Origin of the sequence: Pseudomonas sp. LJDD11, from assembly GCF_024584215.1 — a bacterium.
In the GTDB taxonomy this organism is placed as follows: domain Bacteria; phylum Pseudomonadota; class Gammaproteobacteria; order Pseudomonadales; family Pseudomonadaceae; genus Aquipseudomonas.
The window spans coordinates 1-4,359 of the sequence record NZ_JANJFL010000032.1 but is presented as its reverse complement, the minus strand read 5'-3'; the positions used below and the strand labels follow the sequence as shown (position 1 = coordinate 4,359).

At 59.9% G+C, this 4,359-nt stretch carries 5 protein-coding genes; 3 read left to right on the top strand and 2 right to left on the bottom strand.

Translation table 11 applies throughout. From position 1 onward, the window contains the following. Positions 1–193 precede the first annotated feature (193 nt). Entirely contained in the window at positions 194–1,039 is an 846-nt protein-coding gene (locus NRB16_RS25740; protein WP_045485501.1) for a Tim44 domain-containing protein, read from the top strand. A gap of 133 nt (positions 1,040–1,172) precedes the next feature. Next, positions 1,173–1,580 carry an SMI1/KNR4 family protein gene (locus NRB16_RS25735; RefSeq protein WP_045485500.1) on the top strand — a complete coding sequence of 136 codons (408 nt, stop codon included), beginning with the start codon at positions 1,173–1,175 and terminating at the stop codon, positions 1,578–1,580. Positions 1,581–1,606: 26 nt separating this feature from the next. Here NRB16_RS25735 and NRB16_RS25730 read toward each other — a convergent pair whose 3' ends face one another. Further along, a complete protein-coding gene (locus NRB16_RS25730; RefSeq protein WP_045485499.1) occupies positions 1,607–3,370 on the bottom strand; it encodes a cation:proton antiporter in 1,764 nt (587 codons plus the stop codon). 292 nt (positions 3,371–3,662) lie between these two features. Here NRB16_RS25730 and NRB16_RS25725 point away from each other — a divergent pair, with 292 nt between their 5' ends. Continuing rightward, a complete protein-coding gene (locus NRB16_RS25725; protein ID WP_045485497.1) occupies positions 3,663–4,148 on the top strand; it encodes an acyl-CoA thioesterase in 486 nt (161 codons plus the stop codon). 13 nt (positions 4,149–4,161) lie between these two features. Here NRB16_RS25725 and NRB16_RS25720 read toward each other — a convergent pair. Next, a partial coding sequence (locus NRB16_RS25720) for a transposase (protein WP_257107277.1) occupies positions 4,162–4,359 on the bottom strand: 198 nt, incomplete at its 5' end.

The following is a 4,359-nucleotide window of genomic DNA, read 5'->3' as shown; positions in this document are numbered from 1 at the left end:
TCTCCGCCCCCCCCCCCGTGGGCACTCCCTCCGCCCCCCGCCCTCGCGCGCCTGAACCCGCTCCTACGGTATGCGGTGTCTTCAGTGCCGCTTTCAGCTTCATGCAAAAGCTCGAAACATACCTTCACTAGCCAATGGCCTGCACCCTGTGCACCATTGCGCGCGTGCAATTCATAAAAACGGGAATCCCCTTATGCAACGCTTTTTCAGCATCGCCATGGCCTTGTGCCTCAGCCTGACGCTGAGCCTGGATGCCAACGCCGCACGTTTCGGCGGCGGCAAGAGCAGCGGCTCGGCACCGGTTCATCAATCGCGCCAGGCCACTCCAGCCACCCCGGCTGCTGCCCCTAACGCTGCTGCCCGTCCAACCCCTGCGGCCAGCGGCGCATCGCGCTGGCTCGGCCCGCTGGCAGGCATCGCCGCCGGTGGCATGCTGGCCGCCATGTTCATGGGTGACGGCTTCGACGGCATGCAGCTGTTCGACTTCCTGATCATCGGCCTGATCGCCTTCCTGATCTTCCGCTTCATCGCCCGTCGCCGCGCCCAGCAGCAACAAGCGAGCATGGCGGGTGCCGGTGCGCCCTACCAGCGTGAAACCGTTCAGCCGAACAACGCTCCGATTTTCGGTTCGTCGGCTGCGCCCGCTGCGGCCCCGGCGATCAATGCGCCTGCCTGGTTCAACGAAGAGCGCTTCCTGGAAGCCGCCCGTCAGCACTTCCAGGCCTTGCAGCAACACTGGGACGCCAACGAGATGGACAAGATTGCCGAGTTCGTCACCCCGAACATGCTGCAATTCCTGAAACGCGAACGTGCCGAACAGGGTGACGGCTTCCAGTCCACCTACATCGACGACCTGCAGGTTCAACTTGACGGTGTGGATGACCGTGCCGACCGCACCATCGCCACCCTGACCTTCCACGGCGTGTCCAAGAACTCGCGTTTCGACAAGGGCGAAGCCTTTAGCGAAAGCTGGAACATGGAACGCGCGCCAGGTGAAAACCAGCCATGGCTGGTTGCAGGTATTCGCCAGAACGGCTGAACTACCGGCGCCCTTGTGTGATCGAAACCCCGGACTCGTTCCGGGGTTTTTTGTTACCCGTTCGGATAGTTATTTTGAAAGCGGCTTTCGGCTACTGTATAACCCGCGCCATCTAGCTCAGAGGATCCATGCCGTGGAAGAAGTCATCGAACAATTGCGTGAACAGAACGAGCCGGTTCCGGTGCGGCTTGAACTGCCCGACGAAGACCTGCTGGTCGAAATCGAGGAAGAACTGCTGATCAACATGCCATTTGGCTTGCGGGAGTTTTTGCTGCAGGTCAGCGATGTGGTCTACGGCAGCCTTGAGCCAGTCACCGTGACCGACCCGCAATCGCACACCTACCTGCCCGACGTGGCAGCCAATGCCTGGGATGCCGGTGTCGAGCGCGATCTGGTGCCGCTGTGCCAGGATGGCGACGACTATTACTGCGTTGAAGAAGACGGCACCGTGGTGCTGTGGTCTGGCGAAGAAGAAATCGTCACCGAGGAGAGCTGGGAATCGGTCTGGCACTGGGCCCGCGACGTCTGGCTGGAAAGCTGAGTTTCCAGCCAGACCCGCGCGCAAGGTCAATGCCCTGGGGTGTCCTGGTTATTGCCCAGGGTTTCCAGCAGGGCAATCTGCATCCGTGAATGCACACGGATAAACCAGCGCCATAGCACTGCGGCGACCACCGCCGCAACCAGCAGGATGACCACCAGCAGCTCCAGGGTTGGCAGAATGCTGGCTGACAATGCGGCCAGCAGGACGAAGATGACCACCAGCGACAACAGCGGAATCACTTCAGCCACGATCTTGCGCACCCGCTCGGTGTGACGGCCGGCCTTGTCCGGCTTCACGCCCATTTCGGCCAGCAGCATCGACAGCGCCTTGAGCTTGCGGTAGGCGGCGATCAGGAACGGCAGCGACAACAGCAGCGCCGCGCCACAGATCCAGGCCTTCTGATGCCCGACATCGGCCACCCAATCGCTCATGTAAGCGCCGATGCGGCCGGCGAAATAACCGCCGCTGAAGAAGATCGCCACCACCAGCGCCAGGTTGACACCGACCTGCAGCAGAATCCTGCGGATCATCGACGCCAGCATTGCGCTCTGACCCTGCGGCTGGATGCTGCGCAGCCACTCGCCGTACATGGTGAAGACCCGCCCGACACGACGCGGCACCACACCGGCCAGCTTGATCGACAAAGGATCAGCCGCGCGGATCAGGTACGGCGTCAGCAAGGTGGTGATAACCGACACCGCCACGGCCACCGGATAGAGAAAGTCGCTGGTCACCTGCAAGGTCATGCCCAGCCCGGCGATGATGAACGAAAACTCGCCAATCTGTGAAAGCCCCATGCCGACGCGCAGCGACGTGCGGCCATCGTTACCGGCAATGAACGCCCCCAGACCGCAGGAGATCATCTTGCCCAGCACCACCGCCAGGGTGATCACCACAATCGGCCAGGCGTATTCGATGAGAATCGCCGGATCAATCATCAGGCCGATAGCAACGAAGAAAATGGCACTGAACATGTCACGAATCGGCTCGATCAAGCGCTCGATTTTCAACAGTTGGCGCGACTCGGCCATGATCGCGCCGATCAGGAACGCGCCCAGCACCATGCTGTATTCCAGCCGCACAACCAGCAGGCAGAAGCCGAAGCACAGGCCCAGTACGGTGATCAGTAGCATTTCGTCGCTTTCAAAGCGTGCTACATAGGCCAGCAGACGCGGCACCAGCAGGATGCCGACGACCAAGGCAACGATCATGAACAGCGACAGCTTGCCGACCGTGGAGAACACCTCGCCGGAACTGACCGCACCGCTGACCGCGATACCCGACAGCAGCGCGATGATGCCGATTCCCAGAATGTCTTCGACGATCAGCACGCCAAAGATCAACTGGGCAAAATGCTGGTTCTTCATCTTCAGGTCGTTGAGCGCCTTGACGATGATGGTCGTCGAGGAAATCGCCAGAATCGCCCCCAGGAACAGCGAATCCATGGTTCCCCAGCCGAAATACTGGCCAATCTCGTAACCGAGCCAGATCATCAGGAAGATTTCCAGGAACGCCGCGATGAACGCCGTCGCACCGACCTTGAACAGCTTGCGCAGGCTGAACTCAAGGCCCAGGCAGAACATCAGGAAGATCACCCCCAGTTCGGCAAGAATCTTGATCGTGTGTTCGTCATGGATCAGACCAACCGGCGGCGTATGCGGCCCGATCAGAAAGCCGGCGACAATGTAGCCCAGTACCACCGGCTGCTTGAGGCGGTGAAAGACAATCGTCACCACCCCGGCCACCAGCATGATCACTGCCAGATCCTGGATGAAGTCAACAGCATGCATGGCGGGTGTGGCTCCTTAAATAATGGCGCTGCCGCTTGCACGCATGGTCCATAGCGCAGGCAAGGTCAGGTGACCGGCAACGTCGTCAATTGGGTATAGGTGTGGGGAAAACCCTGTGCAAGGGTTTTTGCAGAGTAACACTGCACCCTTTGCCATAAAGCCGGTGCAATATATGGAAACAGATCGGTTACCGCGCGTGACGTAAAATACTCGCCAGGCGTCGCGTTATCTGCACGTATCAGCAAATGCCAGCATAGGCGTCTTCTCCCTACCTTGACCGTGAGAATCAGCAATGGAACCTGGAAACGCGCAACTGACGATGACCGTATTGATGACCCCGGACATGGCCAACTTCTCTGGCAATGTGCACGGCGGCACCCTGCTCAAGTACCTGGACGAAGTCGCCTATGCCTGCGCCGCACGCTACGCTGGCAGTTATGTGGTGACCCTGTCGGTGGACCAGGTGATCTTTCGCGAGCCGGTGCATGTCGGTGAGCTGGTGACCTTTCTGGCCTCGGTGAACTACACCGGTAATACCTCCATGGAAGTGGGGATCAAGGTGGTCACCGAAAATATCCGCGAGCGCTCGGTACGCCATAGCAACAGTTGCTTCTTTACCATGGTCGCCATTGATGACAATCGCAAACCGGTGCGCGTCCCGCCGCTGGAGCCGCAGACCCCGGATGCCCGCCGCCGCTTCATGCAGGCCCAGCATCGTCGTCAACTGCGTCAGGAACTGGAAAAGCGCTATCAGGAAATCAAGGAAGAGGCGCTTTGACATCCTCCCCGCGCTAAAGGGCCGGGATTCCCACAATTGGACGCTCATGCCCGAGCGCGAGAATGTTCTTTGCGGCGTTGACGTCGCGGTCGTGGGTGGCACCGCACCCACAACAAGTCCATTCCCTTATTCCAAGCCCTGCGATACCTCTCGGCCTCGAGTCCGGCAATTGCTTGCAGCTCGAACAGGTTTGGGTGGTGTTTCTCTCGCT